At 71.8% G+C, this 26287-nt stretch carries 26 protein-coding genes; 18 read left to right on the forward strand and 8 right to left on the reverse strand.

Going from position 1 to position 26287, the window contains the following annotated elements; translation table 11 throughout:
• Together fmt and AB0A95_RS25945 are read left to right on the forward strand one after the other, a co-directional pair.
• Positions 1-927, forward strand: coding sequence for a methionyl-tRNA formyltransferase (fmt, locus tag AB0A95_RS25940; protein ID WP_357558355.1), 927 nt, complete (start codon positions 1-3; stop codon positions 925-927).
• Positions 924-2360, forward strand: coding sequence for a transcription antitermination factor NusB (locus tag AB0A95_RS25945; RefSeq protein ID WP_357558356.1), 1437 nt, complete (start codon positions 924-926; stop codon positions 2358-2360). The genes fmt and AB0A95_RS25945 overlap by 4 nt, the downstream gene beginning before the upstream one ends.
• Positions 2361-2408: 48 nt before the next feature.
• Here AB0A95_RS25945 and AB0A95_RS25950 read toward each other — a convergent pair whose 3' ends face one another.
• Both AB0A95_RS25950 and AB0A95_RS25955 read right to left on the reverse strand, forming a co-directional pair.
• The gene (locus AB0A95_RS25950) at positions 2409-3299 is read right to left on the reverse strand and encodes a septum formation family protein (RefSeq protein WP_357558357.1); all 891 of its coding nucleotides are present in this window, start codon (positions 3297-3299) and stop codon (positions 2409-2411) included.
• 102 nt (positions 3300-3401) lie between these two features.
• On the reverse strand, positions 3402-4292 hold the full coding sequence (locus AB0A95_RS25955) for a septum formation family protein (RefSeq protein WP_357558358.1): 891 nt from the start codon (positions 4290-4292) through the stop codon (positions 3402-3404).
• A gap of 254 nt (positions 4293-4546) precedes the next feature.
• Between AB0A95_RS25955 and rpe the strand changes: the two genes are divergently transcribed.
• The 7 genes from rpe to ribH all read left to right on the forward strand — a co-directional run bounded on the left by rpe (position 4547) and on the right by ribH (position 10948).
• The gene (gene rpe, locus AB0A95_RS25960; protein WP_357558359.1) at positions 4547-5227 is read left to right on the forward strand and encodes a ribulose-phosphate 3-epimerase; all 681 of its coding nucleotides are present in this window, start codon (positions 4547-4549) and stop codon (positions 5225-5227) included.
• A 1-nt stretch (position 5228) separates the two neighbouring features.
• A complete protein-coding gene (locus AB0A95_RS25965; protein WP_357558360.1) occupies positions 5229-6185 on the forward strand; it encodes a response regulator in 957 nt (318 codons plus the stop codon).
• A 441-nt stretch (positions 6186-6626) separates the two neighbouring features.
• A complete protein-coding gene (ribD, locus tag AB0A95_RS25970; protein ID WP_357558361.1) occupies positions 6627-7688 on the forward strand; it encodes a bifunctional diaminohydroxyphosphoribosylaminopyrimidine deaminase/5-amino-6-(5-phosphoribosylamino)uracil reductase RibD in 1062 nt (353 codons plus the stop codon).
• A gap of 1 nt (position 7689) precedes the next feature.
• A complete protein-coding gene (locus AB0A95_RS25975) occupies positions 7690-8334 on the forward strand; it encodes a riboflavin synthase (protein WP_357558362.1) in 645 nt (214 codons plus the stop codon).
• Positions 8334-9023, forward strand: a complete 690-nt coding sequence (gene pnuC / locus AB0A95_RS25980) for a nicotinamide riboside transporter PnuC (protein WP_357558363.1) — start codon at positions 8334-8336, stop codon at positions 9021-9023. The genes AB0A95_RS25975 and pnuC overlap by 1 nt, the downstream gene beginning before the upstream one ends.
• A gap of 156 nt (positions 9024-9179) precedes the next feature.
• Positions 9180-10445 carry a bifunctional 3,4-dihydroxy-2-butanone-4-phosphate synthase/GTP cyclohydrolase II gene (locus tag AB0A95_RS25985; protein WP_357558364.1) on the forward strand — a complete coding sequence of 422 codons (1266 nt, stop codon included), beginning with the start codon at positions 9180-9182 and terminating at the stop codon, positions 10443-10445.
• A gap of 2 nt (positions 10446-10447) precedes the next feature.
• Positions 10448-10948 (forward strand): 6,7-dimethyl-8-ribityllumazine synthase, encoded by a 501-nt coding sequence (gene ribH / locus AB0A95_RS25990; RefSeq protein ID WP_357558399.1) that lies wholly within the window; start codon positions 10448-10450, stop codon positions 10946-10948.
• A gap of 70 nt (positions 10949-11018) precedes the next feature.
• Here ribH and AB0A95_RS25995 read toward each other — a convergent pair whose 3' ends face one another.
• Genes AB0A95_RS25995 through AB0A95_RS26005 form a run of 3 tightly spaced genes read right to left on the reverse strand, consistent with a single transcriptional unit; the run spans position 11019 to position 13467 of the window.
• Positions 11019-11762: an amino acid ABC transporter ATP-binding protein gene (locus AB0A95_RS25995; protein WP_357558365.1), complete on the reverse strand. Its 744-nt coding sequence runs from the start codon at positions 11760-11762 to the stop codon at positions 11019-11021.
• Positions 11763-11764: 2 nt separating this feature from the next.
• Positions 11765-12610, reverse strand: coding sequence for an amino acid ABC transporter permease (locus tag AB0A95_RS26000; protein ID WP_357558366.1), 846 nt, complete (start codon positions 12608-12610; stop codon positions 11765-11767).
• Entirely contained in the window at positions 12607-13467 is an 861-nt protein-coding gene (locus AB0A95_RS26005; RefSeq protein ID WP_357558367.1) for an ABC transporter substrate-binding protein, read from the reverse strand. The genes AB0A95_RS26000 and AB0A95_RS26005 overlap by 4 nt, the downstream gene beginning before the upstream one ends.
• Before the next feature lie 135 nt (positions 13468-13602).
• Here AB0A95_RS26005 and AB0A95_RS26010 point away from each other — a divergent pair, with 135 nt between their 5' ends.
• The 9 genes from AB0A95_RS26010 to pheT all read left to right on the forward strand — a co-directional run bounded on the left by AB0A95_RS26010 (position 13603) and on the right by pheT (position 22003).
• Positions 13603-13866: a phosphoribosyl-ATP diphosphatase gene (locus tag AB0A95_RS26010; protein WP_357558368.1), complete on the forward strand. Its 264-nt coding sequence runs from the start codon at positions 13603-13605 to the stop codon at positions 13864-13866.
• Between the two features lie 49 nt (positions 13867-13915).
• Positions 13916-14761 (forward strand): ATP phosphoribosyltransferase, encoded by an 846-nt coding sequence (gene hisG, locus AB0A95_RS26015; protein WP_357558369.1) that lies wholly within the window; start codon positions 13916-13918, stop codon positions 14759-14761.
• Between the two features lie 213 nt (positions 14762-14974).
• Entirely contained in the window at positions 14975-15448 is a 474-nt protein-coding gene (locus AB0A95_RS26020; RefSeq protein ID WP_357558370.1) for a PH domain-containing protein, read from the forward strand.
• A 509-nt stretch (positions 15449-15957) separates the two neighbouring features.
• The gene (gene infC / locus AB0A95_RS26025; RefSeq protein ID WP_357558371.1) at positions 15958-16608 is read left to right on the forward strand and encodes a translation initiation factor IF-3; all 651 of its coding nucleotides are present in this window, start codon (positions 15958-15960) and stop codon (positions 16606-16608) included.
• A 20-nt stretch (positions 16609-16628) separates the two neighbouring features.
• Positions 16629-16823: a 50S ribosomal protein L35 gene (gene rpmI / locus AB0A95_RS26030; protein ID WP_110566082.1), complete on the forward strand. Its 195-nt coding sequence runs from the start codon at positions 16629-16631 to the stop codon at positions 16821-16823.
• Positions 16824-16855: 32 nt separating this feature from the next.
• Positions 16856-17248 (forward strand): 50S ribosomal protein L20, encoded by a 393-nt coding sequence (rplT, locus tag AB0A95_RS26035; RefSeq protein WP_007458417.1) that lies wholly within the window; start codon positions 16856-16858, stop codon positions 17246-17248.
• A gap of 29 nt (positions 17249-17277) precedes the next feature.
• Complete coding sequence (locus AB0A95_RS26040; RefSeq protein WP_357558372.1) at positions 17278-18129, forward strand: RNA methyltransferase; 852 nt, start codon at positions 17278-17280, stop codon at positions 18127-18129.
• Between the two features lie 219 nt (positions 18130-18348).
• On the forward strand, positions 18349-19416 hold the full coding sequence (pheS, locus tag AB0A95_RS26045) for a phenylalanine--tRNA ligase subunit alpha (RefSeq protein ID WP_357558373.1): 1068 nt from the start codon (positions 18349-18351) through the stop codon (positions 19414-19416).
• A gap of 40 nt (positions 19417-19456) precedes the next feature.
• Positions 19457-22003, forward strand: coding sequence for a phenylalanine--tRNA ligase subunit beta (gene pheT, locus AB0A95_RS26050; RefSeq protein ID WP_357558374.1), 2547 nt, complete (start codon positions 19457-19459; stop codon positions 22001-22003).
• A 370-nt stretch (positions 22004-22373) separates the two neighbouring features.
• Here pheT and AB0A95_RS26055 read toward each other — a convergent pair whose 3' ends face one another.
• From AB0A95_RS26055 to AB0A95_RS26065, 3 genes are read right to left on the reverse strand one after another with little or no spacing between them, the layout of a single operon-like run.
• Positions 22374-24365: a hypothetical protein gene (locus tag AB0A95_RS26055; protein WP_357558375.1), complete on the reverse strand. Its 1992-nt coding sequence runs from the start codon at positions 24363-24365 to the stop codon at positions 22374-22376.
• Complete coding sequence (locus tag AB0A95_RS26060; RefSeq protein WP_357558376.1) at positions 24362-25525, reverse strand: 5'-methylthioadenosine/S-adenosylhomocysteine nucleosidase; 1164 nt, start codon at positions 25523-25525, stop codon at positions 24362-24364. Before AB0A95_RS26060 ends, AB0A95_RS26055 begins: the two co-directional genes overlap by 4 nt.
• The gene (locus tag AB0A95_RS26065; RefSeq protein ID WP_357558377.1) at positions 25522-26256 is read right to left on the reverse strand and encodes an NUDIX domain-containing protein; all 735 of its coding nucleotides are present in this window, start codon (positions 26254-26256) and stop codon (positions 25522-25524) included. Before AB0A95_RS26065 ends, AB0A95_RS26060 begins: the two co-directional genes overlap by 4 nt.
• Positions 26257-26287 lie beyond the last annotated feature (31 nt).

A 26287-nucleotide genomic window follows, 5' to 3' on the forward strand; every position in this document is an offset into this window, starting at 1 on the left:
ATGCGAGTGATCTTCGCCGGTACGCCGGCCGTCGCCGTTCCCGCTCTGGCCGCCGTCGCCGCCTCCGGGCACGACCTGCTCGCCGTGGTCACCCGGCCCGACGCGCCCGCCGGGCGCGGGCGTGGCCTGTCCCGTTCCCCGGTCGGCGAGTGGGCCGACGCGCAGGGCGTCGAGGTGCTCACGCCGGCCCGCCCCCGCGACCCCGAGTTCCTCGACCGGCTGCGGGCGCTCGCACCGGACTGCGTGCCGGTTGTCGCCTACGGCGCGCTGGTGCCGCCGGCGGCCCTGGAGATCCCCCGGTACGGCTGGATCAATCTGCACTTCTCGCTGCTGCCCGCGTGGCGTGGCGCCGCGCCCGTGCAGCACGCCGTGCTGCACGGTGACGAGCTGACCGGGGCCAGCGTCTTCCAGTTGGAGGAGGGCCTGGACACCGGCCCGGTCTACGGCACCCTCACCGACGAGATCCGGGCCACCGACACTTCCGGTGACCTGCTGGAACGGCTCGCCGACTCCGGTGCCGGGCTGCTGGTGGCGGTGCTCGACGCGATCGCCGACGGCACCGCCCGGGCCGAGCCGCAGCCCGCCGACGGGGTGTCGCTGGCGCCGAAGTTGACGGTGGACGACGCCCGGGTGCGCTGGGGTGACCCGGCCTTCGCCGTCGACCGGCGGATCCGGGCCTGCACGCCCGCACCGGGTGCGTGGACCACGTTGCGGGGCGAGCGGGTGAAGCTCGGCCCGGTGGTGCCGGTGCCCGACGGCCCCGAGTTGAAGCCGGGGGAGTTGCTTGTGGAGAAGTCGCGGGTGTTGGCCGGCACGGCGACGGTGCCGGTGCGCCTCGGTGAGGTGCGCGCCGCCGGCAAGCGGGCCATGGGCGCGACCGACTGGGCGCGCGGCGTCCGGGTCGGCACCGGCGAGGACTTCGCGTGACGGCCCCGGAGGGGACGCGCCCGACACGCTCCGGCCCGCCGTCCGGTCGTGGCGGAGACCGTCGTCCGGTCCGGCCACCACTGGATCGGCCACGCCGCGCCGCGTACGAGGCGGTGGCCGCCGTGCACCGCGACGACGCGTTCGCCAACCTGGTACTGCCCACCATCCTGCGCGACGAGGGGCTGTTCGGCCGGGACGCGGCCTTCGCCACCGAGCTGACCTACGGCACCCTGCGCAACCTGGGCACGTTGGACGCGATCCTGACCGACGCCGCCGGCCGGGACGTGGCCCGGATCGACCCGCCGGTCCGCGACGCGCTGCGGCTCGGGGCGTACCAACTGCTGCACACCCGGGTGCCGGCACACGCCGCGGTGTCGTCGACCGTCGACCTGGTCCGTTCGGTCGCGCCCGGCGCCACCGGTTTCGCCAACGCCGTGCTGCGCGAGGTGTCCAGCCGAGACGCGGACGCCTGGGTGGCGAAGCTCGCCCCACCGATGGAGACCGACCCCGTCGGGCACCTGGCGTTGGCGTACAGCCACCCGCAGTGGATCGTGCGGGCCTTCTCCGAGGCGCTCGGCGGCGACCTGGGTGAGACCGCCCGCCTGCTGATCGAGGACAACGAGCGCCCGCCGGTGCACCTGTGCGCGCGGCCGGGGCTGATCGACCCGATCGAGCTGGCCGACCAGGTCGGCGGGGCGCCCGGCGCCTTCTCGCCGTACGCCGTCTATCTGCCCGGCGGCGCGCCGGGTGACATCCCGGCGGTGGTCGACGGCCGTGCCCACGTCCAGGACGAGGGCTCCCAGTTGGTCGCCGCGGCACTCACCAACGCGCCACTTAACGGCCCGGACGGGCGTTGGCTGGACCTGTGCGCGGGCCCGGGCGGCAAGGCCGGCCTGCTCGGCGCGCTGGCCGCGCAGCGTGGGGCGCGGGTGACAGCTGTGGAGGTGGCCGAGCACCGCGCCCGGCTGGTCTCCCTGGCGACCCGCGACCTGCCGGTGGCGGTGCTCGCGATGGACGGCCGCGACGTGGGCGCCGACCCGAAGCTGCCGGAGCAGCACTTCGACCGGGTGCTTGTGGACGCCCCGTGCACCGGGCTGGGGTCGCTGCGGCGTCGGCCGGAGTCGCGGTGGCGGCGTCAACCGTCCGACCTGCCGCCGCTGACCCGGCTGCAACGTGAGTTGCTGGGTGCGGCGTTGCGGGCGGTCCGCCCGGGTGGTCTGGTCGCCTACGTGACCTGCTCGCCGCACACCGTCGAGACGCACGTGACGGTGACCGAGGCGGCCCGCCGCAGTGGTGTCGCTGTGGACTTCGTGGACGCCCGGCCGCTGCTGCCGGCCGGCATGCCCGGTCTGGGCGACGGGCCGACGGTGCAGCTCTGGCCGCACCGCCACGGCACCGACGCGATGTTCCTCGCCGTCCTGCGGCGAGGCTGACGAGCCCGTGTCCGGCCGGTCACCCGACCGGCCGGACGCGCGGGACGCTCAGGTGACCGGGAGCCCCTTGGTGCCGGCGTTGCGCATCGAACGGGTCAGGTTCCGGTCGGAGATCCAGAGGAAGCACTGCACGCCGCGGTTGCCGTTGCGCCACTCCTCCTCGTACGGCTGGTAGAAGATCGTGCCGGCGCGGAACTCGAGCTGGGAGTTGTCCGGCACCTTGGCGTACTTGGCGATCATCGTCTGGCAGGCCCGGTGGGTCTTCTGCACACTGCGGGTGAACGCGCTGTAGCTGGTCTCCGGGGCCTGCCAGACCCCGACGAACTCGGCGTGGTGCCTCGCCGTGCAGGAGATCGGCAGCATCTCGTCGATGTCGTCCTTGACCAGCTTGGGGTTGAAGCAGCGGTACGCCAGCGGCGCCGCGCCCGACAGCGCACCCTTCAGGCTGCCGGTGCGCAGGCCGACAGTGGTGTCGTCGATGCTGGCGATCTCGCTGACGTCGCAGCGGTACCACCGGGCCCCGCCCGCCCAGGCCTGCGGTGACGGCAGCACGACGGTCAGGCCGAGCCGCCCGGAACGCCAGTCGGCGCCCACCGCCTTGTTGACCACTGTGCCGCACGCGGTTTGCGCGGCCCGCATGCCGGCCGAGCCCGGCTGCGGGGGCGTGGCCGGCTCGGCGCTCGCCCCGGTGAGCGTGCCGACGTGCATGGTCTCCACCAGGTGCGACTCGGTGCACGCCGTCGGGTTGTAGCCGGTCAGGAAGCCGACCTGCTGAGCGGTCAGGTGGCAGACGTCGGCGGCGGGCACGAACTGCTGCGCGGCGACCGGCGCCGGCCAGTCGTCGACGAGGTCGGTGTCGATTCCGGCGGGCGCGCTGCACCCGGCCAGCACCAGGGCCAGGGCCGCACCCCCGGCGTACGCCGCCAACCACCGTCGCATCCCTGACCTCCCGCCACTGTGGCCTCCGGCCGGACCCAGCCGGTCGGTAGCGCCACGGCGCAGCAGCATACGGCACCGATGTCCGAGGCCCGTGTCAAAGCCCTAGGTGGCGGGCAGCCCCTCGGGGCCGGCGCCGCGAATCGAGCGGGTGAGTTTGCGGTCGTCGCTCCACAGGAAGCAGCGCACCCCACGGTCACCCTCCTCCCACTCCCGTTGCGACGGCGGGTAGTAGATGGACCCGGCCCGGTACGGCAGGTCCTTGTCGTTCGGCACGGCGGCGTACTCGGCGATCAACGCCATGCAGCGTTGGTGTGACCGCGCGGCGTTGCGGGCGAACGTCGCCCAGTCGGTGTCCTGTTCCTGGTAGACGCCCACGAACTCGGCGCGGTGCGGCTCGGTGCAGAGCACCGGCGCCATGTAGTTGAGGTTGTCGCCGATCAGCTTGGGGTCGAAGCACCCGTGGGTCAGCGGGTTGTCGCCGATCAGCGCCCCGCGCAGGCTGCCGGTGCGGTTCACCGGGCGGGTGTTGTCGATGCTGCCGGTCTCGCTGAGGTCGCAGCGGAACCACCGCGCACCGCCGGCCCAGGCGGGCGCCGACGGCAGCGCGAGGGACAGCGTGAGCCGGGCCGTGTGCCAGTCGCCGCCGAGCACCTCCCGGGCCCGCTGGTCGCACTCGGCGCGGGCCGTGCGCAGCGCCGACGACCCCGGTTCCGGTCGGGTCTCGGTCAGCGCGTCGGGCCCGACGAAGGCGCCGACGTGGATGGCCTCGGCCAGGTGGTTGCGGGCGCAGTCCACTGTCTCGTAGGTGCTGGCCTGCACGACCGCGGTGATCCGGGGCAGGCAGGTGTCGGTGGCGGGGGCGAACGGCGTCGGGTCCCGCAGCGCCGGCCAGTCGTCGGTGAGATCACCGTCCGCGCCGCGGGCCGGCGCGCAGCCGGCCAGCAGCATCATCGTGACGCCGGCCAGCGCCAGCGCTGGGAGCCACCGTCGCATCGTCCGCCCCTCCGGGAACTGACGGCCGGTCACCGCGTCGCGCGGCGAGACCCCGCCGGGCGTGCCCCGTTCGGCACCGTCCCGCTTGGAGTGTCGTCGCGTTTCCGTCGATCGGCCAGCCACTCATGTCTGTTCGTCCGGATTCGGCAGTCCGGAGCGACCAATTCTGCACCACCGGTCACTGTCGCATCACAGCGCGTCGGAGTTGGTGCCGCGATGCGGATGGTGGGTGGCCACGTTCGTACACTGGCCCCGTGACCGTACCGCCGCCGATCGTCGCGCCGAGCATCCTGGCCGCCGATTTCGCCCGCCTCGCCGAAGAGGTCCGTGCCGTCGAGGACGCCGCGGACTGGTTGCACGTCGACGTGATGGACAACCATTTCGTGCCGAACCTGACCATCGGTCTGCCGGTGGTCCAGAGCCTGCGTGCGGTCACCGCGATGCCGTTCGACGTGCACCTGATGATCGAGGATCCGCGCCGGTGGGCCCCCGGTTACGCCGACGCGGGGGCGTACAACGTCACCTTCCACGCGGAGGCGTCCGACGACCCGGTGGCGCTGGCCAAGGACCTGCGCTCGGCCGGCGCGAAGGCTGGCCTGGCCATCGACCGGGACACCCCGATCGAGCCGTACCTGGACCTGCTGCCCAGCTTCGACACGCTGCTGATCATGACGATCAAGGCCGGCTTCGGTGGGCAGCGGTTCATTCCCCAACTGCTGGACAAGGTGCGTGCCGCCCGCCGGCACGTCTCGGCCGGGCACCTGGAGCTGCGCATCGAGGTGGACGGCGGGATCGCCGCGGACACCATCGAGCAGGCGGCCGCCGCCGGCGCCGACGCGTTCGTGGCCGGCACCGCCGTGTACGGCGCGGCCGACCCGGCGGAGGCGGTACGGCACCTGCGGGCACTGGCGGAACGCGCGGCTCGCGAGGTCTGAGGTGGACCCCGAGGGCGACCACAAGGACGTCATCCTCGTCGTCGACGACGACGAGGACATCGCTCGTTTCGTCGCGTTCAACCTGCGGCTGCACGGCTTCGAGGTGATCCACGCCAGCGACGGGCAGGAGGCCCTCGAGGTCATCGAGCGGCAGCGACCGGACCTGGCCGTGGTCGATCTCATGATGCCCCGCATCGACGGGCTGGAGCTGACCCGGCGGCTGCGCGCGGACCCGATGACCTCCGCCCTGCCGGTGATCATGCTGACGGCCAAGGGGATGACAGTCGACAAGGTGCACGGGCTCAGCGCCGGCGCCGACGACTACCTGGTCAAGCCGTTCGACACCGCCGAGCTGGTGGCCCGGGTCTCGTCGACGTTGCGCCGCAACAAGGAGTTCCGGGAGGTCTCCCCGCTGACCGGGCTGCCCGGCAACAGCCGGATCCGGCGGGAGATCAGCGACCGGGTCCGCAACGGCGTGGACTACGCGGTCGGCTACATCGACATCGACCGGTTCAAGAGCGTCAACGACCGCTACGGTTTCGTCCGCGGTGACGACTTCATCTCCGCGCTGGCCCGCAGCCTGCACCGGGCGGTGGTGGCGGTGGGGCTGCCGCCGGCCTTCCTCGGTCACGTCGGCGGTGACGACTTCGTCATCGTCTGCGCACCGGACCAGGTCCGCCCCCTGACGTCCCGTGCGGTAGTCGACTTCGAGAAGTCCGCCGACACGCTCTACGACGCGACCGACCGTGAGCGCGGCTTCGTCGAGCTGAAGGACCGGCGCGGCACCATCCGGCGTGCCGCCCTGGTCACGCTCTCCATCGGGGTGTCCCTCTCCGACGCCGGCAAGCGGTTCACCGACCCTCTGGAGGCGATCGCGGTGGCCTCGGAGATGAAGACGGTGGCCAAGAGCCAACCGGGTTCGTACGTCGCCGTGGACCGGCGCCGTGGTGTCACGTGAGCATGACGACGCTGTGAAGTAGCTCGCCGGGGTGGCGACGGACCCCCGTCGGCGTGTAAGACTGCCCTGTACCCACCACGCGCTGGCGGGACTCGGTGAAATTCCGAACCGGCGGTGATCCACGGTCCAACCGTGGTCAGCCCGCGACCCGGACGGCTCACGCCGCCCGGTGGACCTGGTGAAAATCCGGGGCCGACGGTTGGGAGCGGTTCGTCCGCCCCCAGACAGTCCGGATGGGAGACAGCGCGCGGGACGGACGGGTCCGAGCCGGCCGCTGGCTTCAGCGTGCCGTGCCGACCCTCCGGGGGCGGCTGTGCCGTTCCCGGAATCCGCGGGCGGCTCGCGCCGTTCCCGGATCCGCCACCGCCTGCCCGTGGCCCCATGGCCACCGCCTCCCTGACCGCCCGCGCGGACCGGCGAGTGAGAGGGCAGGGCAGGGCGATGGCCAGCGTCTCCGTCGACGAGGCGATGCGGCGTGCGATCGAGTTGGCGGCACGCGGGCTCGGCACCACCAGTCCCAACCCGGTGGTCGGCTGTGTGCTGCTCGATGAGGACGGCCAGGTCGTGGGCGAGGGCTTCCACGCGTACGCCGGCGGGCCGCACGCCGAGATCGTCGCCCTGGCGCAGGCCGGGCGCCGGGCCAAGGGCGGCACCGCCGTCGTCACTCTGGAACCGTGCGACCACACCGGCCGCACCGGCCCCTGTAGTTCCGCGCTCGTCCAGGCCGGGGTCGCCCGGGTGGTCATCGCCGTGCCCGACCCCAACCCGGTCGCGTCCGGCGGCGCCGCCACCCTGCGGGCCGCCGGGGTCCGGGTTGACCTGGGGGTACGCGGCGAGGAGGCCGAGGCTGGCAACGTCGCCTGGCTGACCTCGATGCGCCGCGGCCGGCCGTACGTGATCTGGAAGTACGCCGCCACGCTCGACGGGCGCTCCGCGGCGGCGGACGGCACCAGCATGTGGATCACCTCGGAGGCGGCCCGGATCGACGTGCACGCGCTGCGCGGCACCGTCGACGCGGTACTCGCCGGGGTGGGCACCGTGCTCGCCGACGACCCTCGGCTGACCGCCCGCAACCTGCGCGACGGCAGCCTGGCCATCCGGCAGCCGCTGCGGGTGGTCGTGGACAGCTCGGGGCGTACCCCGGCTGACGCCCGGGTCCGCGACGGCGCCGCGCGGACGTGGATCGCGACGGCCGACGAGGTCGGCGCCGACCCGGACGGCCGGGTCGATTTGTCGGCGCTGCTCGCGGCGCTGCACCAGCGCGGGATCCGCGCGGTGCTGCTGGAGGGCGGCCCCCGGCTGGCCGGCGCGTTCCTCGCCGCCGGCCTGGTCGACAAGATCGTCTCCTACGTCGCGCCCCGGCTGCTCGGCGCCGGCCCGACCGCACTTGTCGACGCGGGAGTGAGCACCATCGCTGAGGCCATCGATCTGGAGTTCGTCGACGTTACGCAGATCGGTCCGGATCTTCGGATCACCGCTTTGCCCCGCAAAAGGGAGGGCTGACATGTTCACCGGCATTATCGAGGAGTTGGGCGAGATCGTCCGGGTGACGGCGACCGCGGGCGATTCCGCACTTGTCGCCGTACGCGGTCCGCTCGTCACATCCGACGCCCGGCACGGCGACTCCATCGCTGTCAACGGCGTCTGCCTGACCGTCGTGGAGGCCACCGACGGGGTCTTCACCGCCGACGTGATGGGGGAGACGCTGCGCCGCTCCGCGCTGGGCGCGCTGCGCCCCGGCGACCCGGTCAACCTGGAGCGGGCCGCCGCCCTCGGCAGCCGACTCGGCGGGCACCTGGTGCAGGGCCACGTCGACGGCGTCGGCGAGCTGCTCTCCCGGGAGCCGGCCGAGCAGTGGGAGACCGTCCGGTTCCGGCTGCCCGCCGCGCTGTCGCGGTACGTGGTGGAGAAGGGCTCGATCACCATCGACGGCGTCTCGCTGACAGTGGCCGAGGTGGGTGCGGACGAGTTCGCCGTCGGGTTGATCCCGACCACGCTCAAGCTGACCACGCTCGGCGCCAAGGGCGTCGGCGACCCGGTCAACCTGGAGGTCGACGTGGTGGCCAAGTACGTCGAGCGGTTGCTCGGCGACCGGCTCACCGGCACCGACGGCACCGGGGTGGCCTCGATCACGGGCGGGGTGGCCTGATGGGCCCGCTCGGTTGGCTGCTGGACGCCCAGGTGCAGGTGGCCGGCTCGCCGGTGCTGGCCCGGGAGATCGTCGGCAACGCGTTCGGGTTGTTCTCCGCGCTGCTCGGGTTGCGCCGGCTGGTCTGGGCGTGGCCGGTCGGGATGGTCGGCAACGCGCTGCTGCTCACCGTGTTCCTCGGCGGGGTGTTCGCCACCCCGCAGGAGCACGACCTGTACGGGCAGGCCGGCCGGCAGGTGTTCTTCTTCGCGGTCAGCGTCTACGGCTGGTGGCGGTGGCGGTCCAACCGTCGCGCCGACGCCGGTCGGGCGGCCGTCGTCCCGCGCTGGGCCACCGGGCGGGAGCGGCTGGTCATGCTGCTGGCCGCCGTGGTCGGCACCGCCGCCGCGTACCCGGTGCTCAAGGCACTGGGCTCGTGGGGCCCGCTGCCCGACGCCTGGATCCTCACCGGCAGCCTGCTGGCCACGTACGGCATGGCCCGCGGCTGGGTGGAGTTCTGGCTGCTCTGGGTCGCGGTGGACGCGGTCGGCGTGCCGCTGTTGCTGCGCGGCGGCTTCTATCCGTCGGCGGCCATGTACCTGGTCTACGGCGCCATCTGCGTCTGGGGCTTCGCCGCCTGGTGGCGCAGCTCGCGCGCCACCCGACCGGCCCCCGCCCGTACGCCCATCTACACGGAGGCGGTGGCATGAGCGAGCGGAGCGAGCGAATCAGTGGGTTCAGCGCTTTGGTGCCTCATGACGCCTCGGAGCGAAGCGGAGTGGTGGCATGAGCGAGCGGAGCGGGCGAATCAGCGGGTTCAGCGCCGTGGTGGGTCAGGACGCCATGGAACGAAGTGGAGTGGCGGCATGACCAGCTTTGGGGATATCGAGCAGGCGATCGCGGAGATCGCGGCCGGGCGGCCGGTCGTCGTGGTCGACGACGCGGACCGGGAGAACGAGGGCGACCTGATCTTCGCGGCCGAGCTGGCCACGCCGGAGCTGATGGCGTTCATGGTGCGCTACACCTCCGGGTACGTCTGCGTGGCGGTGACCGAGAGCGAGGCCGACCGCCTCGATCTGCCGCCGATGCACCACACCAACCAGGATCGGCGCGGCACCGCGTACACGGTGACAGTGGACGCCCGGGAGGGGATCGGCACCGGCATCTCGGCGGCCGACCGGGCCCATACCAGCCGGCTGCTCGCCGGCGCGGCGACCGACTCGACCGACCTGGCCCGGCCCGGCCACGTGGTGCCGTTGCGCGCCCGCGAGGGCGGGGTGTTGCGGCGACCCGGGCACACCGAGGCGGGGATCGACCTGACCCGGCTGGCCGGGTTGCGTCCGGCGGGTGTGCTCTGCGAGCTGATCAACGACGACGGCACCATGATGCGGCTACCGGACCTGGAGAAGTTCTCCGCCGAGCACGGCCTCATGCTGATCACCATCGCCGATCTGATCGCCTACCGGCGGCGTACCGAGAAGCAGGTCGAGCTGGTCGCGGACGCCCGGATGCCCACCCGGCACGGGGTGTTCCGGGCGCTCGGCTACCGCGCCGCGCACGACCCGGCCGAACACGTCGCCATGGTGCTGGGTGACCTCGGCGACGGCCAGGACGTGCTGGTCCGGGTGCACTCGGAGTGCCTGACCGGGGACGTGTTCGGCTCGCTGCGCTGCGACTGCGGGCCGCAGTTGGACGCCGCGCTGGCCCGGGTCGCCCGCGAGGGCCGGGGCGTGGTCCTCTACATCCGCGGCCACGAGGGGCGCGGCATCGGGCTGCTGCACAAGTTGCAGGCGTACCAGTTGCAGGACTCCGGCCGCGACACCGTCGACGCCAACCTCGACCTGGGCCTGCCGGCCGACGCCCGGGACTACGGCACCGGCGCCCAGATCCTCTACGACCTGGGCGTGCGCTCGATGCGACTGTTGACCAACAACCCGGCGAAGCGGGCCGGGCTGGAGGGGTACGGGTTGACCATCACGGGCCGGGAGGGGCTGCCGGCCGGCGCGCACCCGGAGAACCTGCGCTACCTGCGCACCAAGCGGGACCGGATGGGTCACCTGCTGGGCGAGTTGGACGAGGTGTCCGAGGCGCCGCTGGGGCGCCCGGTCGCCAACGACGAGATCGGAGCATGACGATGGCGGGTTTCGGTGAGCCGGGAGTCGACGCGGTGGACGCCGCGGGGCTGACCGTCGGGATCGTGGCGGCCCGCTGGCACGGTGATCTGACCGACCACATGCTGGAGCGGGCGATGGCTGCCGCCGAGGCGTGCGGGGCGCGTTCCGTCGTGGCCCGGGTCGCCGGCTCGGTCGAGTTGCCGGTGGTGGCCCAGGCCCTCGCCCGCCGCTGTGACGTGGTGGTGGCGCTCGGCGTGGTGGTTCGCGGCTCGACAGCCCACTTCGACTACGTGTGCCGCTCGGTCACCGACGGGCTGACCCGGGTGGCGTTGGACGAGGGCAAGCCGGTGGCGCACGGGGTGCTGACGGTGGAGACGATCGAGCAGGCCCGCGACCGGGCCGGTCTGCCCGGCTCGGCCGAGGACAAGGGCTGGGCGGCCACCGTCGCCGCGCTCGACGCCGCGCTTGCCGTGCGAGCGGTGGCGGCCGGCAACGCCCAGCGGGTCGGATTCGGCGGCTGACGCCTCGGCCGCCGCTGCCGCCCCGGTCGGCTTCGACAGTTGCCGGCCCGGCTGGCTCTGCGGGGGGCCCTCAGAGCCGGCCGGCCTCGATGATCCGGTGCAGGAACTGCCGGGTACGGGGCTGGGTCGGCTCGCCGAGCACCTGCTCCGGCGGCCCGCTCTCGACGACCCGCCCGGCGTCGAGGAAGCACACCTGGTCGGCGACCTCCCGGGCGAAGCCCATCTCGTGGGTGGCCAGCACCATGGTCATGCCGTCGGCCTTCAGGTCCCGGATCATCGCCAGCACCTCACCGACGAGTTCCGGGTCCAGCGCGGAGGTGACCTCGTCGAGCAGCATCAGTCGAGGTGAGTTGGCCAGCGCCCGGACGATCGCCACCCGCTGCTGTTGTCCGCCGGAGAGCCGGTCCGGGTAGGCGTCCGCCCGGGCGCCGAGCCCCACCCGGTCGAGCAGCTCCCGGGCCTGGGCCTCCGCCTCCGCCCGACCCCGACGGTGTACGCGGCGCGGCGCCAGGGTGATGTTGTCCAGGACGCTCAGGTGCGGAAAGAGGTTGTACGCCTGGAAGACCATGCCGATCCGTCGCCGGACCCGGTCCGGGTCCACCCGGGGGTCGGAGATGTCCTCCCCGTCCAACTCGATGGTGCCGTCGTCGAGGTCGTCCAGCAGGTTCACGCAGCGCAGCAGCGTCGACTTGCCCGACCCGGACGCGCCGATCAGGGCCACCACCTGGTGCTCGGCGACCGTCAGGTCGAGTTGGTCGAGCACGACGGTGCCCGCGAACTCCTTGCGCAGGCCCCGGCAGCGCAGCAGAGCCATGGTCAGCCTCCCGACTGTCGGCGTGCCGCGCGCAGCGTCACCCAGTCGGTCACCGCGATCAGCGGGATCGCGAGCAGCACGAAGAGCACGCCCGCCACGACGTACGGCGTGTAGTTGAACGACTGGGCGGTGGCGATCTGCGCGGCGCGGACCGCGTCGATCGGCCCCGCGAGGGAGACCAGCCCGACGTCCTTCTGCAACGCCACCACGTCGTTGAGCAGCGGTGGCGCCACCCGGCGCACTGCCTGCGGCAAAACCACGTGCCGCATCGTCTGCCGGTAGGTCAGGCCCAACGAGCGGGCCGCCGCGAGCTGACTGGGGTGCACCGACTCGATGCCGGCCCGGAACACCTCGGCGAGGTAACCGCCGTAGGTGAGGACCAACGCGATCCCACCCAGCACCAGCACCGGCGGCATGCCCTGCAACCGCAACCCCGGCACGCCGAGGGTGAGCAGGTACAGCACGATGATCAGCGGCAGGCCGCGGAAGGTGTAGGTGTAGCCGGCGGCCAGCGCCCGGACCGGGAAGAAGACCGGGCCGCGCAGCGTCCGCAGCACCGCGATCACCAGCCCGAGCAGCAGCGCGCCGACCGCACAGCAGACCAGCAGCCGTACGTTGAGCCAGAGCCCGCTCAGCACCGCGGGCAGCGCGTCGGAGGCGACCCCCGGATCCAGGAACGACCGCCGGACCCGCTCCCAGCCGGGCGCACCGGTCACCGCGACGACGAGCAGCGTGCCGAGGGCCGCCGTGGAGCAGGCCGCGACGAGCACGCTGTGGACGGTCTGCCGGTTCCGGTACGCGGACCGTCGCCGCTGCGCCTCGGACGGGACGTGTTCGAGCAGGGTCACCGCAGCTCGGCCGCCCCCGCCACCTGCGCGAGCCACTTCTGCTCCAACTGCTTCAGCGTGCCCGCCTCGGTGAGCTGGCCGACCGCGCCGGTGACGCAGGAGGTCAGCGGGGAGTTCTTGTCCAGCAGCAGCCCGAAGGCCTCCGGTGAGCCGACCTGCGGCACCTGCCCGACGATCGTCGCGTCGCTGATCTCCGCGCCGGTGATGTAGAAGGCGGTCGGCAGGTCCACCACCAGACCGTCGATCTGCCCGTTCTGGAGGGCCTTCTTGGCGTCGTCGTTGCTGTTGTAGACCTGTGGCTCCCTGGTCGGCTTGAGCACGTCGGTGATCGCCTGGTAGCTGGTGGTGCCGACCTGGGCGCCGAGCTTGGCGTCGCGCAGCTCCGCCAACGACTTCCGGCCGGCGATCTTCGAGGACTTCAGCGCGATCACGGTCTGCCGGACCAGGTAGTACGGTGCGGAGAAGTCGACAGCCCGCTTGCGTTCCTCGGTGATGGAGAACTGGTTGATGTCGAAGTCGAAGTTCTTCGGCCCCGGTGCGATCGCGGTGTCGAACTTGACCCGGGTCCACGTGACGTCGGCACGGGCGTAGCCGAGCTTCTCAGCCACCGCGTACGCGACGGCGGATTCGAAGCCCTCGCCGCTGTCCGGCTTGTCCTTGGCGAACCACGGCTCGTACGCCGGCTGGTCGGTGGCGATGGTGAGCTTGCCCGGCGTACGGGTGGGCAGGCTGTCCTTGGCGCAGGACGGCGCCGTGACTGTGGGGTTCGGTTTATCCTCCTGTGGCGCGCACCCACCGGCGGCGGCGACGACCGCACCGGCGAGGGCGAGCGCGAGGAGGCGTGAGCTGCTGGCCATGGCCGACAGCGTAGAGGTATCGACAGGTCTGCTTGGTCGTTTGTCCCACCATGTTGCTAGGGAATTGTCCGCTTGCTGGATTTCGGCGGACCCGGACGCGGGGTGCCGGCCCGGCGGCTGGAAGAATCGGCTCCCGTGAAGACGTTCGAGGAGTTGTTCGCCGAGTTGCAGGCCAAGGCCGCCGCCGGCACCCCGGGCTCGGGCACCGTCGCCGCCCTGGAAAAGGGCGTGCACTTCATCGGCAAGAAGGTCGTCGAGGAGGCGGCCGAGTCGTGGATGGCCGCCGAGTACGAGGGGCCGGAGCGCACCGCCGAGGAGATCTCCCAACTGCTCTACCAGGTCCAGGTGCTCATGCTCGCCAGTGGGCTCGACCTCAAGGACGTCTACCGACATCTGTGAGTGCAATCCCACCCGTTGATCGCCATTCGGATCGAAGGAGCACTCGGTCATGCTGCGTGTCGCCATCCCCAACAAGGGCACCCTGGCCGAACCGGCCGCCCAGATGCTGCGCGAGGCGGGCTACCGCCAGCGCACCGACCCCAAGGACCTCGTCTGCCGCGACGAGGCCAACGACGTCGAGTTCTTCTACCTGCGCCCCAAGGACATCGCCACCTACGTCGGGTCCGGTGACCTCGACCTCGGGATCACCGGCCGGGACCTGCTGATCGACTCGGCCGCGCCCGCCGAGGAGGTCGTCGACCTCACCTTCGGGCAGGCCACCTTCCGCTTCGCCGCCCGCCCCGACGACATCGCCTCCGTGCAGCAGTTGGGTGGGCACCGGATCGCCACCGCGTACCCCGGGCTGGTCGAGCGGCACCTCGGCGAGGCGGGCCTCAAGGCCGACGTGATCCGCCTCGACGGCGCTGTGGAGAACGCCGTACGCCTCGGCGTCGCCGACGTGATCGCGGACGTGGTGGAGACCGGTGCCACCCTGCGCCAGGCGGGCCTCGTGGTCTTCGGCGAGCCGCTGCTGCGCTCGTCGGCGGTGCTGGTCCGCCGCGTCGGCGCGCCGCCGCACGCGCAGGCCGAGCAGTTGCTGCGCCGCCTGCACGGTGTGCTGGTCGCCCGCCGCTACGTGATGCTCGCCTACGACGTGCCCGCCGGTCTGCTGGAACGGGCCAGCGGGCTCACTCCGGGCATCGAGTCGCCCACCGTGTCGCCGCTGCACCGCGAGGGGTGGGTGGCGGTGCAGGCGATGGTGCTCCGCGACGACGTCCACCGCATCATGGACGAACTGTACGAGCTGGGCGCCCGCGCCATCCTCGTCACCAACATCCACGCCTGCCGCCTCTGACCGACAACCCGCTTGATCAACTCGTTTTCGGGAAATCGGGGGTGTCCGCCCGCCAGGGACACCCCCGATTCCTGAAGCCCGAGTGGATCTGTCGTGCTGGCCCGGGGCGGAAGCGCGGAACCTGCGACGGCCGTGCCGGCCTGGGGTCAGCTCGGGGTGGTGGCTCGGCGGGTGGTGCGTTTGCTGGGTGGGTGTGGGTGGCAGACTGGTGGGGTGAGTGAAACCGAGCTGGTCCGCCTGAAGCCCCGCCGCATCCGCGTGGTCTGCTGGTCGGCAGCGGCTGTCCTGGTGGTGGTGTTCGCTCTGGTCGCCACGTCGCTGAGTGGCCCGACCGGCGATGGTTACGGCAGCTTCCAGCGCGGCGACCAGATCGCCATGATCGGCCTCGGCGTCTTCGGTGCTCTCGGCTTCCTGCTGTTCACCCGTCCTCGGGTGGAGGCGGATGTGCGCGGCATCCGGGTCCGTAACGTCATCAGCTCCTACGAGCTGCCCTGGGAGGTCGTCCGGGGTGTCCGCTTCGACCGGGGTGCGCCGTGGGCCAGCCTGGAGTTACACGACGACGACCTGCTGCCGATGATCGCCCTACAGGCCGCCGACAAGGAGTTCGCCGTCGACGGGGTCCGCGCGCTGCGCCGACTGCACCAGGCACACCAGGCCCGCCTCGCCGAGCGCGCCACGCGTCACTGAGCCCAACCATCGCGCCCTCTGCCCGGCCCGCGCGGTCACCGCACGTCCCAGCGCTCCAAGATCCGAGCAACATCACCGAAACTGCTGCCTCAGCCCGCCCCGAGGCAGCAGTTTCGGGGGAAATGCGTGGATCTTGACCCCGTGCCGGGCCGCCGACTCGTCGACCCCGTCGACCCCCAGCGTGGTTGGGTGTGCCCGGTTTGGGGGCGGTCGGGGCGCGGGTGTAGTGTTATCGAGTCGACCAGGCTGTCTCCGCATGCGAGCAGGCAGCCTTGAAAGCGGAGCGCCTGCTCCCACCCGAGTCGCCGCTACGGTGGCCGGGTCCGGTCACCGGTTCCGGGCACGTCCCGGCGTCGGATGAGCGATCCTGTGATCGTGCTGACCGGTCGAGCGGGCCCTGGCATGCGCCGGGGCCTTCTGCTTTCCAGGTCGGTTCCCACCTGGGAGCCGCGGGGGTCGGCACCTGAGCAGAAACGACTCGAGGAGGCCCCATCAGCGTCGAACCACGCGTGAACGAGCAGATCCGGGCACGTGAGGTCCGACTGGTCGGCCCCGAGGGTGAGCAGGTGGGCATCGTCCCGCTGGAGCGCGCCCTTCAGCTGGCCGCGGACGTCGATCTGGACCTGGTCGAGGTTGCGCCGATGGCGCGCCCGCCGGTGTGCAAGCTCATGGACTTCGGCAAGTTCAAGTATGAGAGCGCACTCAAGGCGCGCGAAGCGCGGCGTAACCAGCAGCAGACCGTCATCAAGGAAATGAAGCTTCGACCGAAGATCGACCCGCACGACTACGAGACCAAGAAGGGTCACGTGGTGCGGTTCCTCAAGGCGGGCGACAAGGTCAAGGTGACGATCATGTTCCGCGGTCGCGAGCAGAGTCGTCCGGAGCTGGGTTACCGGCTCCTGCGCCGGCTCGAATCCGAGATCACGGACCTGGGATACGTCGAGGCCGCTCCCAAGCAGGACGGCCGAAACATGATCATGGTTCTCGCTCCGCACCGGGCCGTCAAGGCCTCCGCGGTTGCCGCTACGGCGTCCCGCGGTGGGCCTCGGGACCGGGCAGCGGACGAGTCCGCCGCTCCGGCAGCCGATGAGACCGCGGCGGTCGGCGAGACCGCAGCAGCCGGTAACACCGGCCTCGCCGCCGACACCAGCGGCGAGTAACAGGGGAGAAGACGTTCCACATGCCGAAGATGAAGAGCCACACGGGTATGGGCAAGCGGGTCAAGGTGACCGGCCGTGGCAAGATCGTGGCCGAGCAGGCCGGCAAGCGCCACCTGTTGGAAGGTAAGTCTTCCACCCGTACCCGCCGGTTGACCGGCACGGTCGAGGTGGCCAAGGCCGACGTCAAGCGCATCAAGAAGCTGCTCGGCCGCTGACGCGCGCCACCTTTACGTTTTAAGGAGTTGAGATGGCACGCGTCAAGCGGGCTGTGAACGCCCAGAAGAAGCGTCGTACCCTGCTGGAGACCGCGAGCGGTTACCGCGGTCAGCGCTCCCGGCTGTACCGCAAGGCCAAGGAGCAGGTGCTGCACTCGATGCAGTACGCCTACCGGGACCGTCGCGACCGCAAGGGCGACTTCCGGCAGCTGTGGATTCAGCGGATCAACGCGGGCGCCCGGGCGAACGGGATGACCTACAACCGCCTGATCCAGGGCCTGCGTCTGGCTGGCATCGAGGTCGACCGCAAGATCCTGGCCGACATGGCCGTCAACGACGCCGCTTCCTTCGCGGCGATCGTCGAGCTGGCCCGGGCCGCGGTCACGGCCGAGGGCACCGGCGGCGCGGCGGCTCAGGCCGCCTGATCCCCACGCACCAGAGCGAGGCGTCTCCCGTGTCGGCACCGCCGTCCGGGGGGCGCCTCGATCGTGCCGGAGGAACGCACACCATGGCCTTCACCCCGCGTACCCCCAGGGTTGTCGCCGCCCGGCGGTTGCAGCGCCGACGCGACCGCGACGCGACCGGCCGATTCCTGGCCGAGGGACCACAGGCGGTCCGCGAGGCCCTCGCGCGGCCGGGGGTGGTCACCGAGCTGTTCGGTACGCCCGCCGCGCTCGACAGGTATCCGGAGCTGGCCGCCACGGCGGCCCGCGCCGACGTGCCCGTCTCCGAGGTGACCGACGAGGCCCTCGCCGCGTTGGCCGAGACCGTCGCCCCGCAGGGGCTGGTCGCGGTCTGCCGGCACCTCGACGTGTCACTCCAGCAGGCCCTCGCGAACACGCCCCGGCTGGTGGCGGTGCTCGCCGAGATCCGCGACCCGGGTAACGCCGGCACGGTGCTGCGCACCGCCGACGCGGCCGGGGCGGGTGCGGTGGTCTTCGCCGGCGACGCCGTCGACCCGTACAACGGCAAGTGTGTGCGGGCCTCGGCCGGCAGCCTGTTCCACGTCGACGTGGTCCGCGCCACCGACCCGGTCGCTGTGGTCGACGCGCTGCGCGCCGCCGGGCTGTCGATCTTCGCCACCACGGGGTACGGCGACAGCGACCTGGACGACCTGACCGACTACGGTCGGCTCGTCGGGCCCACCGCCTGGTTGTTCGGCTCGGAGGCGCACGGGCTGCCCGATGAGTTGACCGCCGCCGCCGACGCCCGGGTGCGGGTGCCGCTGTACGGGCGCGCGGAGAGCCTTAACCTGGCTGCCGCGGCGGCGGTGTGCCTGTACGCTTCAGCGAGAGCACAGCGCTGACGGTGATCGTGCCCGGCGCGACTGACAGCAGGGGAGAGCGTCCGTCCATGAACGCGCAACGGCGTTCGTTTAGCCAGCCCGCCGGTGTCGGCGGGCGGCGGGCCTGACCTGCTCCCTGCACTACTCCTACCGGCGGGCTGCGGCACAGCCGCGCGTCCGTAGACTCGCTTAGCCGCCCCGCTGAGGGCTGGCGCCGCCGTGAGGGAGTGCCCGTACGCCATGAGTTATCGCAACGATCCGTACGACCCGAAGCAGGTCGCCCTGCTCGACCCCGCCGCCCTGGCCGAGGCCGTCGCGGACGCCACGAAGGCGTTCGAGGCCGCCGCCGACCCGGACGCGCTGACCGCGCTGCGTTCGGTGCACCTGGGGGACCGGTCCCCGGTCTCCCTCGCGCGCCGGGAGATCGGCGCGTTGCCGCCGGCCGCGAAGTCCGACGCGGGTAAGCGGGTCAACGAGGCCCGCCGGGCGATCGAGACCGCGTACGCCGACCGCGCCGAGGTGCTGGAACGCGAACAGGCCCAGCGGGTGCTGGTGGAGGAGCGGGTGGACGTCACCCTGCCCTACGACAGGCGTCCGCGGGGGGCCCGGCACCCGCTGAGCACCCTGATGGAGTCGATCAGTGATCTCTTCGTCGGGATGGGCTACGAGGTGGCCGAGGGGCCCGAGGTCGACCTGGAGTGGGTCAACTTCGACGCGTTGAACATCCCCGCCGACCATCCGGCGCGCGGGTTGATGGACACCTTCCACATCGCACCGGAGGGCTCCGGCCTGGTGCTGCGTACGCACACCTCGACGGTGCAGACCCGCACGATGCTCAGCCGCAAGCCGCCGATCTACGTGATCGTGCCCGGCCGCGTCTACCGCACCGACGAGATCGACGCCACCCACAGCCCGGTGTTCCACCAGGCCGAGGGCCTGGTGGTCGACAAGGGCATCACGATGGCGCACCTGCGGGGCACCCTGGACCACTTCGCCCGCGCCATGTTCGGCCCGGAGGCGAAGACCCGGTGGCGGCCGCACTACTTCCCGTTCACCGAGCCGTCGGCGGAGTTCGACGTGTGGTTCCCGGAGCACCGCGACGGCCCGCAGTGGGTCGAGTGGGGTGGCTGCGGGATGGTCAACCCGCGGGTGCTGCGCGCCTGCGGCGTCGACCCGGAGGTCTACTCCGGGTTCGCCTTCGGCATGGGTATCGACCGGACCCTGATGGTCCGGCACGGGGTCAGCGACATCCGCCATCTCTTCGAGGGCGACGTGCGGTTCAGCCGGGCGCTCGGGACCGAGGCGTAGGCGATGCGGGTACGAGACATGGGAACGGTGGTCTGACGTCATGCGAGTTTCTGTCAGTTGGCTGCGGGAGTACGTCGATCTCCCCGCCGACCTGCCCACCGGCGACCTGGAGCAGGCCCTTGTCGACCTCGGCATCGAGGTCGAGTCCGTTGTGGACCTGGCCGAGACCGTCACCGGTCAGCTCGTCGTCGGTGAGGTCCGCGAGATCGAGGAGCTCACCGGCTTCAAGAAGCCGATCCGGTTCTGCCGGGTCGACGTGGGTGCCGCCAACGGCACCGGTGAGCCGCAGGAGATCGTCTGCGGTGCGCGTAACTTCGCCGTGGGCGACCGGGTGGTGGTGATCCTGCCCGGCGGTGTGCTGCCCGGCGGCTTCGCCATCGGCGCCCGCAAGACGTACGGGCACAACTCGGCGGGCATGATCTGCTCGGCCAAGGAGCTGGGCCTGGGCGACGACCACTCCGGCATCATCGTGCTCGGACCGGACGTGACGGCCAAGCCGGGCGACGACGCGCGCCCGGTGGTCGGCCTCGACGACGTCGTGCTCGACCTGGAGATCACCCCCGACCGGGGGTACGCGCTGAGCCTGCGCGGCCTGGCCCGGGAGCTGTCGCACGCCTTCGACGTGCCGTTGCGCGACCCGGCCCTGGTGCCCGCCCCGGGCGGCACCGAGACCCCGGCGTACCCGGTGGAGGTCCGCGACACGGTCGGCTGCGACCGGTACGCCGCCCGCGTGGTCCGCGGCGTCGACCCGAACGCGCCCACACCGTCCTGGATGTCCCAGCGGCTCGTCACCGCCGGCATCCGCAGCATCTCGCTGCCGGTCGACATCACCAACTATGTGATGCTGGAGCTGGGCCAGCCGATGCACGCCTTCGACGCCGACCGGATCGCCGGGCCGCTTGTGGTCCGCCGCGCCGAGGCGGGGGAGAAGCTGACCACCCTGGACGGCGTCAACCGGGTGCTGACGGCCGACGACATGGTCATCTGCGACGACACCGGGCCGATCTCGCTGGCGGCGGTGATGGGCGGCGAGACCAGCGAGGTCGTCGCCGACACCACCACCGTGCTGTTCGAGGCGGCGCACTGGGACCCGGCGATGGTCGGGCGCACCGCCCGTCGACACAAGCTGTTCAGCGAGGCCGCGAAGCGCTGGGAGCGGGGCGTCGACCCGGCGGTGGCGCTTGTCGCGTTGGAGCGGGCCGTGCGGCTGCTCACCGAGCACGGCGGGGGCACACCGAGCGCGGAGATCCTGGACATCGACCACGTCCGGCCGCGTACCCCGATCAGCCTTCCGGCGGACCTGCCGACCCGGCGGGTCGGCGTCGAGTACCCGCCGGCGCGGGTGGTCGCCCTGCTGGAACGGGTCGGCTGCACCGTCGCGCAGGGCGCGGACCGGTTGTCCGAGGACCCGGGCGCGGTCGGCGTGGCCAGCGGCGTCGGGATCACGCTGAGCGTCACCCCGCCGACCTGGCGGCCCGACCTGACCGACCCGGCCGACCTGGTCGAGGAGGTGGTTCGGCTCGACGGGTACGACAAGGTGCCCGCGGTGCTGCCGACCGCACCCCCCGGCCGCGGGTTGACCCCGCGGCAGCGTCGCCGCCGGGCCGTGGCCTGGTCGCTGGCCGAGCGGGGGTACGTGGAGGTGCTCGCGCACCCGTTCGTGTCGCCGGAGCTTGCCGACCAGCTCGGCCTGCCGGCCGACGACCCGCGCCGGCCCGCGGTGCGGCTGGCCAACCCGCTGTCCGAGGAGGAGCCGCTGCTGCGCACCACGCTGCTCGGCCCGCTGCTCGGCACCCTCAAGCGCAACCTCGGCCGGGGGCACCGCGATCTCGCCCTCTACGAGATCGGGGCGGTCTTCCACCCGCGCCTCGGCGCCGGCAGCCCGCCGGCGATGGGCGTGGACCGGCGTCCCACCGACGCGGAGTTCGCCGCCGCCGACGCGGTAGTGCCGGCGCAGCCGGTGCACGTCGCGGTGGTGCTCGCCGGCGACCTCGACCCGGCCGGCTGGTGGGGTCCGGGTCGCCCGGCCGGCTGGGCGGACGCGATCGAGGCGGCGCGTGACGTGCTGGCCGCCGCCGGGGTCCCCGACGAGCGGGTGGAGGTGCGCGCGGCCGAGTACGCGCCGTGGCACCCGGGCCGCTGCGCCGAGCTGCGGGTCGACGGCGCTGTCGTCGGGCACGCCGGTGAGCTGCACCCGGTGGTGGTAGCGGCGCTGGAGCTACCCCGGCGCACCTGCGCGATGGAGCTGGACCTGGACGCGCTGCCGGCGACCCCGGTGACGCCCGCGCCGACGGTGTCCGGCTTCCCGCCGGCGCTGATCGACGTGGCCCTTGTGGTGGACGACTCGGTCCCGGCCGAGCAGGTGCGCCGGGCGCTGGAGGCGGGTGCCGGGGAGCTGCTGGAGGACGTGCGGCTGTTCGACGTCTACTCGGGGGCTCAGCTCGGCGATGGTCGCCGGTCGTTGGCGTACAAGCTGACCTTCCGGGCCCCGGACCGGACGCTGACCGTCGAGGAGGCGGTGGCGGCCCGGGACGCGGCGGTCGCGGTAGCGGCGGAACGTCTCGGCGCGACCCTGCGCGGCGCGTAACCGGATCGGCTCGTCCCCGCCCGCGATCCTTCAATCCGGGGATTCGGGGTTCGAGTCCCTGGCGGCGCACCAACGATCAAGGCCCTGACCTGGTGGTTGACACCGGGTCGGGGCCTTTTCGTGTTCCCGGGGCTGACGTCGAGTCCAGCACCAGCGAGAACTGGTTCGACCAGTATTAGCCGATGGATGCCAGCGGGTGCGCGCCGGGCGGCTGAGCGAGCCGATCACGGCGTGATCGTGGCTGGTGTTGCCGGCCGGCGAGACCTGGGCTGGCGGCGGTCCAGGCAAGGTCACCTTCGCCGACCTTGGTCGGGTCCGACTCGGCGAACGAGCGCCAGCGTCCGCCGCAATTCCCGGAGAGGAGTCGTCGTCAATCGCTCACATCCCGAATGGTGCTTGCGAGGCTGGCAAGTTTCTCATCGGCGCGGCGGCGGCGGTGCCTCACCCACTGCTTACCTTCAGCGGCGATCCCTTCCAGGACGTGCAGGGTGTGGCTGAGTCCGGACGCGTCCTGTGACAGCTCGGTGATCTTTGTCGGGTCGTCCTCATGTGGGTCGGTCTCGCCATCTGGCACGCTTACCTGCACCGAAACCGGGTCGCCGTTGAAGAGCGTCAGCTTGAAGGTCTGCTGCTGTCCGGCGGTCCCTTCGATCCGTACGGCGGCGACAGCGTCGAAGCGATAGTTGAGGCGCTGGGTGATCCGGCTCGTGGCCAGCTCGAAGTCCAGTTCGATGTCGACCTGTCGCACACCATCCTGGGTGAGCAGGAAGAGCAGGAGCTGATACCGGGAGTATCGCCAGGGGCCACGGGGATAGCGGGCCCGCTTGCAGGCGCGGCCGGGTGCCTCGATGAATGCGTGCGCGATGACCTGGCTGGGATGCAGTTGGAATTGCCTCATGGCCTGGTCGACGAGGACCTTGCGGTCGTGTTCCAGCCAGGCCGCCATCTCGGCGTCGGAGGGGCTGTCGGCCAGCTTCGCCTGCCACTTGCGGTACGCCGCCCATTGGGCTTGGTCCCGGAGCAGTCGTTCCGCGACATCGTCGGCTACGCGGCGCCGTTCGGCGATGATGCGGAATCCGGCACGTTTGGCCGGCACCGCCGAGGCCACCGCCAGCAGGAGCCACGCGACGGCGTGCAGGGGATCAAGCGTGATGTTGCCCGCCATGGCCAGGACGCCGCCACCGGTGAGCAGTACCAGGCCGCCGAGATGGAGGTTGCGTGTACGGACGGGGAGACGCAGCTCCTGCCGGTGGGCCGTGAGAGTGTCGCGCTCCCACCGGTTTCGGACGTCCCCGACGAGGTGCCGGACCAACCAGGCGACGCGGTCGGCTCCGATGCGCTGTTCCCGGTAGATCTCCACCAGCTCGTCACGCAGCTGCCTCCGTATGCCCGCGGTCTGGTCGAGCCAGTACCCGCGATCGGTGCCGCGCGGCACATACCGGGCGAAGTAGTGGTTGAACATGCGGTCCACCCTGCTCGCGAATCCGCCCGTCGGCGCTTCGGGACGGCGTTGGGTGGGCGGGCGCAACTGTGCCTCCTTGGCGTGCATGCGCGCCAAGCGGTAGTGGCGATCGGCACCCCCGACACCGTAGGCGGCGAGCCCGCCGACGCCGACGAGCGCGCCGGCGATGGGACCGAGTCGTCCCGTCGCGATGGCCAACGCGACCAGGGAGGCGACGGAGAGCGCGGCGAAGGCCGCGGCGATGCCGAACTGGAGCCAGTTGCGCACGGTCACGGCGGCGGGAGCCACCTCCCGGGTACGGGGTTGTGCGGGCACGGGTTGGAAGAACTTCCATACCCGGTCGACCCGGTCGTCGCCGGTGCGCCGCGATACCGCCAGAGCAACGGACCGTTGCCACATCTCGTCCTGGATCGTGCCGTCGAGCAGTGCCTCGAGGTGGCCGTAGACGCTCTCCCGCTGCCGATCACCCAGCGCGTCGATCTCCTTGATGACGAATTCTGCTTCGGCCGGGCTGACCGGCTTCAGCAGCCGAAGTACGGCCTGCACGCCGGCGGCCCACGGTTCGTTGGCATCGAGCGGCGGCAGGCTGCCGCAGATGGCGGTGAGGCGGTCCAGCTCACCGTCCCCGAGCTGACGCAGGGTGCGCCCGCTGAGGAGGGCGATCAACCGGTAGAACTGCACCTCGGTGGTCTGGAGGCCACCGGCGGCGGCGCGTTCGAGCAGCCGCACCGCCTCGTCGCGTACCCGGGCGTCGAGGTACTTCACCCCAGCCTCGAACTGCTGCTCCGGGGTCGGATCGGGGGGCAGGGTGTAGTAGTTGATGCCGCCGTGCACAGTACCGGCCTGCACGCCAACGTACGCGTCTCTGTCCGCGACGTTCGTCGCCGCTTCGGTCGTCACTGGAACGCCTTGACCGCGGCGATAATGCTTGCGAGGTGTGCGGCCAACTCAGCCACCTCGCCGACGAGGCCACGCAGCCGCCGCAGTGCGAGCAGCAGCCTGTTCCTGCTGCCGGCCACCCCCTCCCGGACGCAGTCGACGGCGGTGTCCAGCTCCGCTTCGGCGGCCTCGTAGGTGTCGTTGTCGAGGCCACCGTCCCGGTGCGCCTGCTTTAGGCCACGCCGCAGCTCGCCGAGGCTCGCCGTCAGGTCGGCCGGTCGATCGGCGCCGGCGCCGATGACGACCCCACCCTGAATCTGCCCGGCCTGGATACCCACCCGGGCGTTGCCGGTGGCCACGTTCCGGTTCGTCATTCGCACGGGCGCACTCCTGTCGCTGTCGATGTCACTGGTTGCGGGGGCCGGGGAGTTATTCACTAGTTCCTGGGCCAGTGCAACGGCGAACGCGGCGGCGTGCCGTGCCGCCCGGGGCTGCCAGTTGTGTCCATCGGTGCTCGTCTTGGTGCCGTCGGCGTGGTCACTGATGCCCCGCACCACCACAACCGGCAGGGCGCGGTTGAGGTGCCCGGCCTGGGCGACGCCCGCTGCCTCCATCTCGATCGCCAACGCGTCGTTGTAGTGCTGGCGGATCCACCGCGCCTGCTCCGAGACCGCCGAGTCCTGCACCACCTCACCGGCCGCGATGGCACCGAAGTGGACGGTAGCGGGATGTGGCTCGGCGGTGAGCCCGTCGCGCCACCGCCCGGAGCGTGCTACGTGGTGTGCGATCTGGTCGGCCTCGTGCGGGATCTCCCAGGCCTTGGGCCGGGCCTTGAGCCCGTCGTTTTCGCTGGTGCCGCCGTGGTAGGCATAGACCTTGCTCGCCACCACCACGTCGCCGAGCCGGATGTTTGGCCACAGACCTCCGGCGACGCCCACGAAGAGTACGGCGGCCGGGGAGAACTCGGCCATCGCGCGCTCCGCGAGGACGGCGGCCGGGTGGTTGCCCTTGCCCACCAAGGCCAGCGCGACGCGGCAGCCTCCGCGGCCGAGCCGGCCGATCTCGAAACGGGTCCCGGCAGCGTGCCGGTGCACCGTAAGGTCGGACAACCGCTCGCAAACCGCCTGGTACTCCAGATTGAGCGCCGTGAGGATCACGACGAGTCGATCTTTGGTGCTCATGCCGTCTCCTTGTCCGCCGGGCCGGGTCCCGAAGGCCTGACCATGGGGGGATGCAGTGTGGTGTGAGGGCCCGGCCGGAACAGCTGGGCCGGCCGGCCGCCGTCCGTCCGTCGGGTTGCCTGCACCGGGACGATGAAGCCGTCCACGCTGCGAACCTTGCGGTAGAAATTGCGGGGGTCGAGGGGCGCACCCCATACCGCCTCGTAGACGGTGCGGAGTTCGGCGATCGTGAACGTCGGTCCGCAAAACGCGGTGGCGAGTGCGGTGCGTTCGAGCTTCTCCCGGGCACGCTCGACCCCGTCAGCGAGGATCCGCCGGTGGTCGAAGGCGAGCCGGACGTCCCCAGCGAGGGACTCGTCGACGGGTCTCCAGTAGGCCGAAGAGGCGTCGGTGCCGGCGACGGGCTCCGGCAGGGCCGGCGCGATCGCCAGGTAGGCGACCGAGATCACCCGGCCTCTCGGGTCGCGCCCAGGTGTCCCGTAGACGCCAAGTTGTTCGAGGTGCGGCCGGTCGGCGCCAAAGCCGGTTTCCTCGGCGAGTTCGCGGTGGGCGGCGGCGAGCAGCTCTTCCTCATCGTGGCCGATGAAGCCGCCGGGCAGCGCCAGTGCACCGCGGTGAGGTTCGACGCCGCGCTCGATCAGCAGGACCTGGAGGACGGCTCGGCGCAGCGTGAGAATGACGAGGTCCACCGCGAGAAGAACCCTCGGGGTGACCCAGCGATCGTCGGACATGGATCGACACTAGAGTTAATGTCACTCTGAC

Origin of the sequence: Micromonospora sp. NPDC049230, from assembly GCF_040647875.1 — a bacterium.
Lineage (GTDB): Bacteria > Actinomycetota > Actinomycetes > Mycobacteriales > Micromonosporaceae > Micromonospora.

Coding starts and splice junctions, on each gene's coding strand:
- rplT (WP_007458417.1), top strand. CDS start 16,856: ATGGCACGCGTCAAGCGGGCTGTGAACGCCCAGAAGAAGCGTCGTACC.
- AB0A95_RS26005 (WP_357558367.1), bottom strand. CDS start 13,467: ATGGCCAGCAGCTCACGCCTCCTCGCGCTCGCCCTCGCCGGTGCGGTC.
- pheS (WP_357558373.1), top strand. CDS start 18,349: ATGAGTTATCGCAACGATCCGTACGACCCGAAGCAGGTCGCCCTGCTC.
- pnuC (WP_357558363.1), top strand. CDS start 8,334: ATGGGCCCGCTCGGTTGGCTGCTGGACGCCCAGGTGCAGGTGGCCGGC.
- AB0A95_RS26060 (WP_357558376.1), bottom strand. CDS start 25,525: ATGAGCACCAAAGATCGACTCGTCGTGATCCTCACGGCGCTCAATCTG.
- ribH (WP_357558399.1), top strand. CDS start 10,448: ATGGCGGGTTTCGGTGAGCCGGGAGTCGACGCGGTGGACGCCGCGGGG.
- hisG (WP_357558369.1), top strand. CDS start 13,916: ATGCTGCGTGTCGCCATCCCCAACAAGGGCACCCTGGCCGAACCGGCC.
- pheT (WP_357558374.1), top strand. CDS start 19,457: ATGCGAGTTTCTGTCAGTTGGCTGCGGGAGTACGTCGATCTCCCCGCC.
- ribD (WP_357558361.1), top strand. CDS start 6,627: ATGGCCAGCGTCTCCGTCGACGAGGCGATGCGGCGTGCGATCGAGTTG.
- AB0A95_RS25950 (WP_357558357.1), bottom strand. CDS start 3,299: ATGCGACGGTGGTTGGCGGCGTACGCCGGGGGTGCGGCCCTGGCCCTG.
- AB0A95_RS25955 (WP_357558358.1), bottom strand. CDS start 4,292: ATGCGACGGTGGCTCCCAGCGCTGGCGCTGGCCGGCGTCACGATGATG.
- AB0A95_RS25995 (WP_357558365.1), bottom strand. CDS start 11,762: ATGGCTCTGCTGCGCTGCCGGGGCCTGCGCAAGGAGTTCGCGGGCACC.
- AB0A95_RS25975 (WP_357558362.1), top strand. CDS start 7,690: ATGTTCACCGGCATTATCGAGGAGTTGGGCGAGATCGTCCGGGTGACG.
- fmt (WP_357558355.1), top strand. CDS start 1: ATGCGAGTGATCTTCGCCGGTACGCCGGCCGTCGCCGTTCCCGCTCTG.
- AB0A95_RS26065 (WP_357558377.1), bottom strand. CDS start 26,256: ATGTCCGACGATCGCTGGGTCACCCCGAGGGTTCTTCTCGCGGTGGAC.
- AB0A95_RS25985 (WP_357558364.1), top strand. CDS start 9,180: ATGACCAGCTTTGGGGATATCGAGCAGGCGATCGCGGAGATCGCGGCC.
- rpmI (WP_110566082.1), top strand. CDS start 16,629: ATGCCGAAGATGAAGAGCCACACGGGTATGGGCAAGCGGGTCAAGGTG.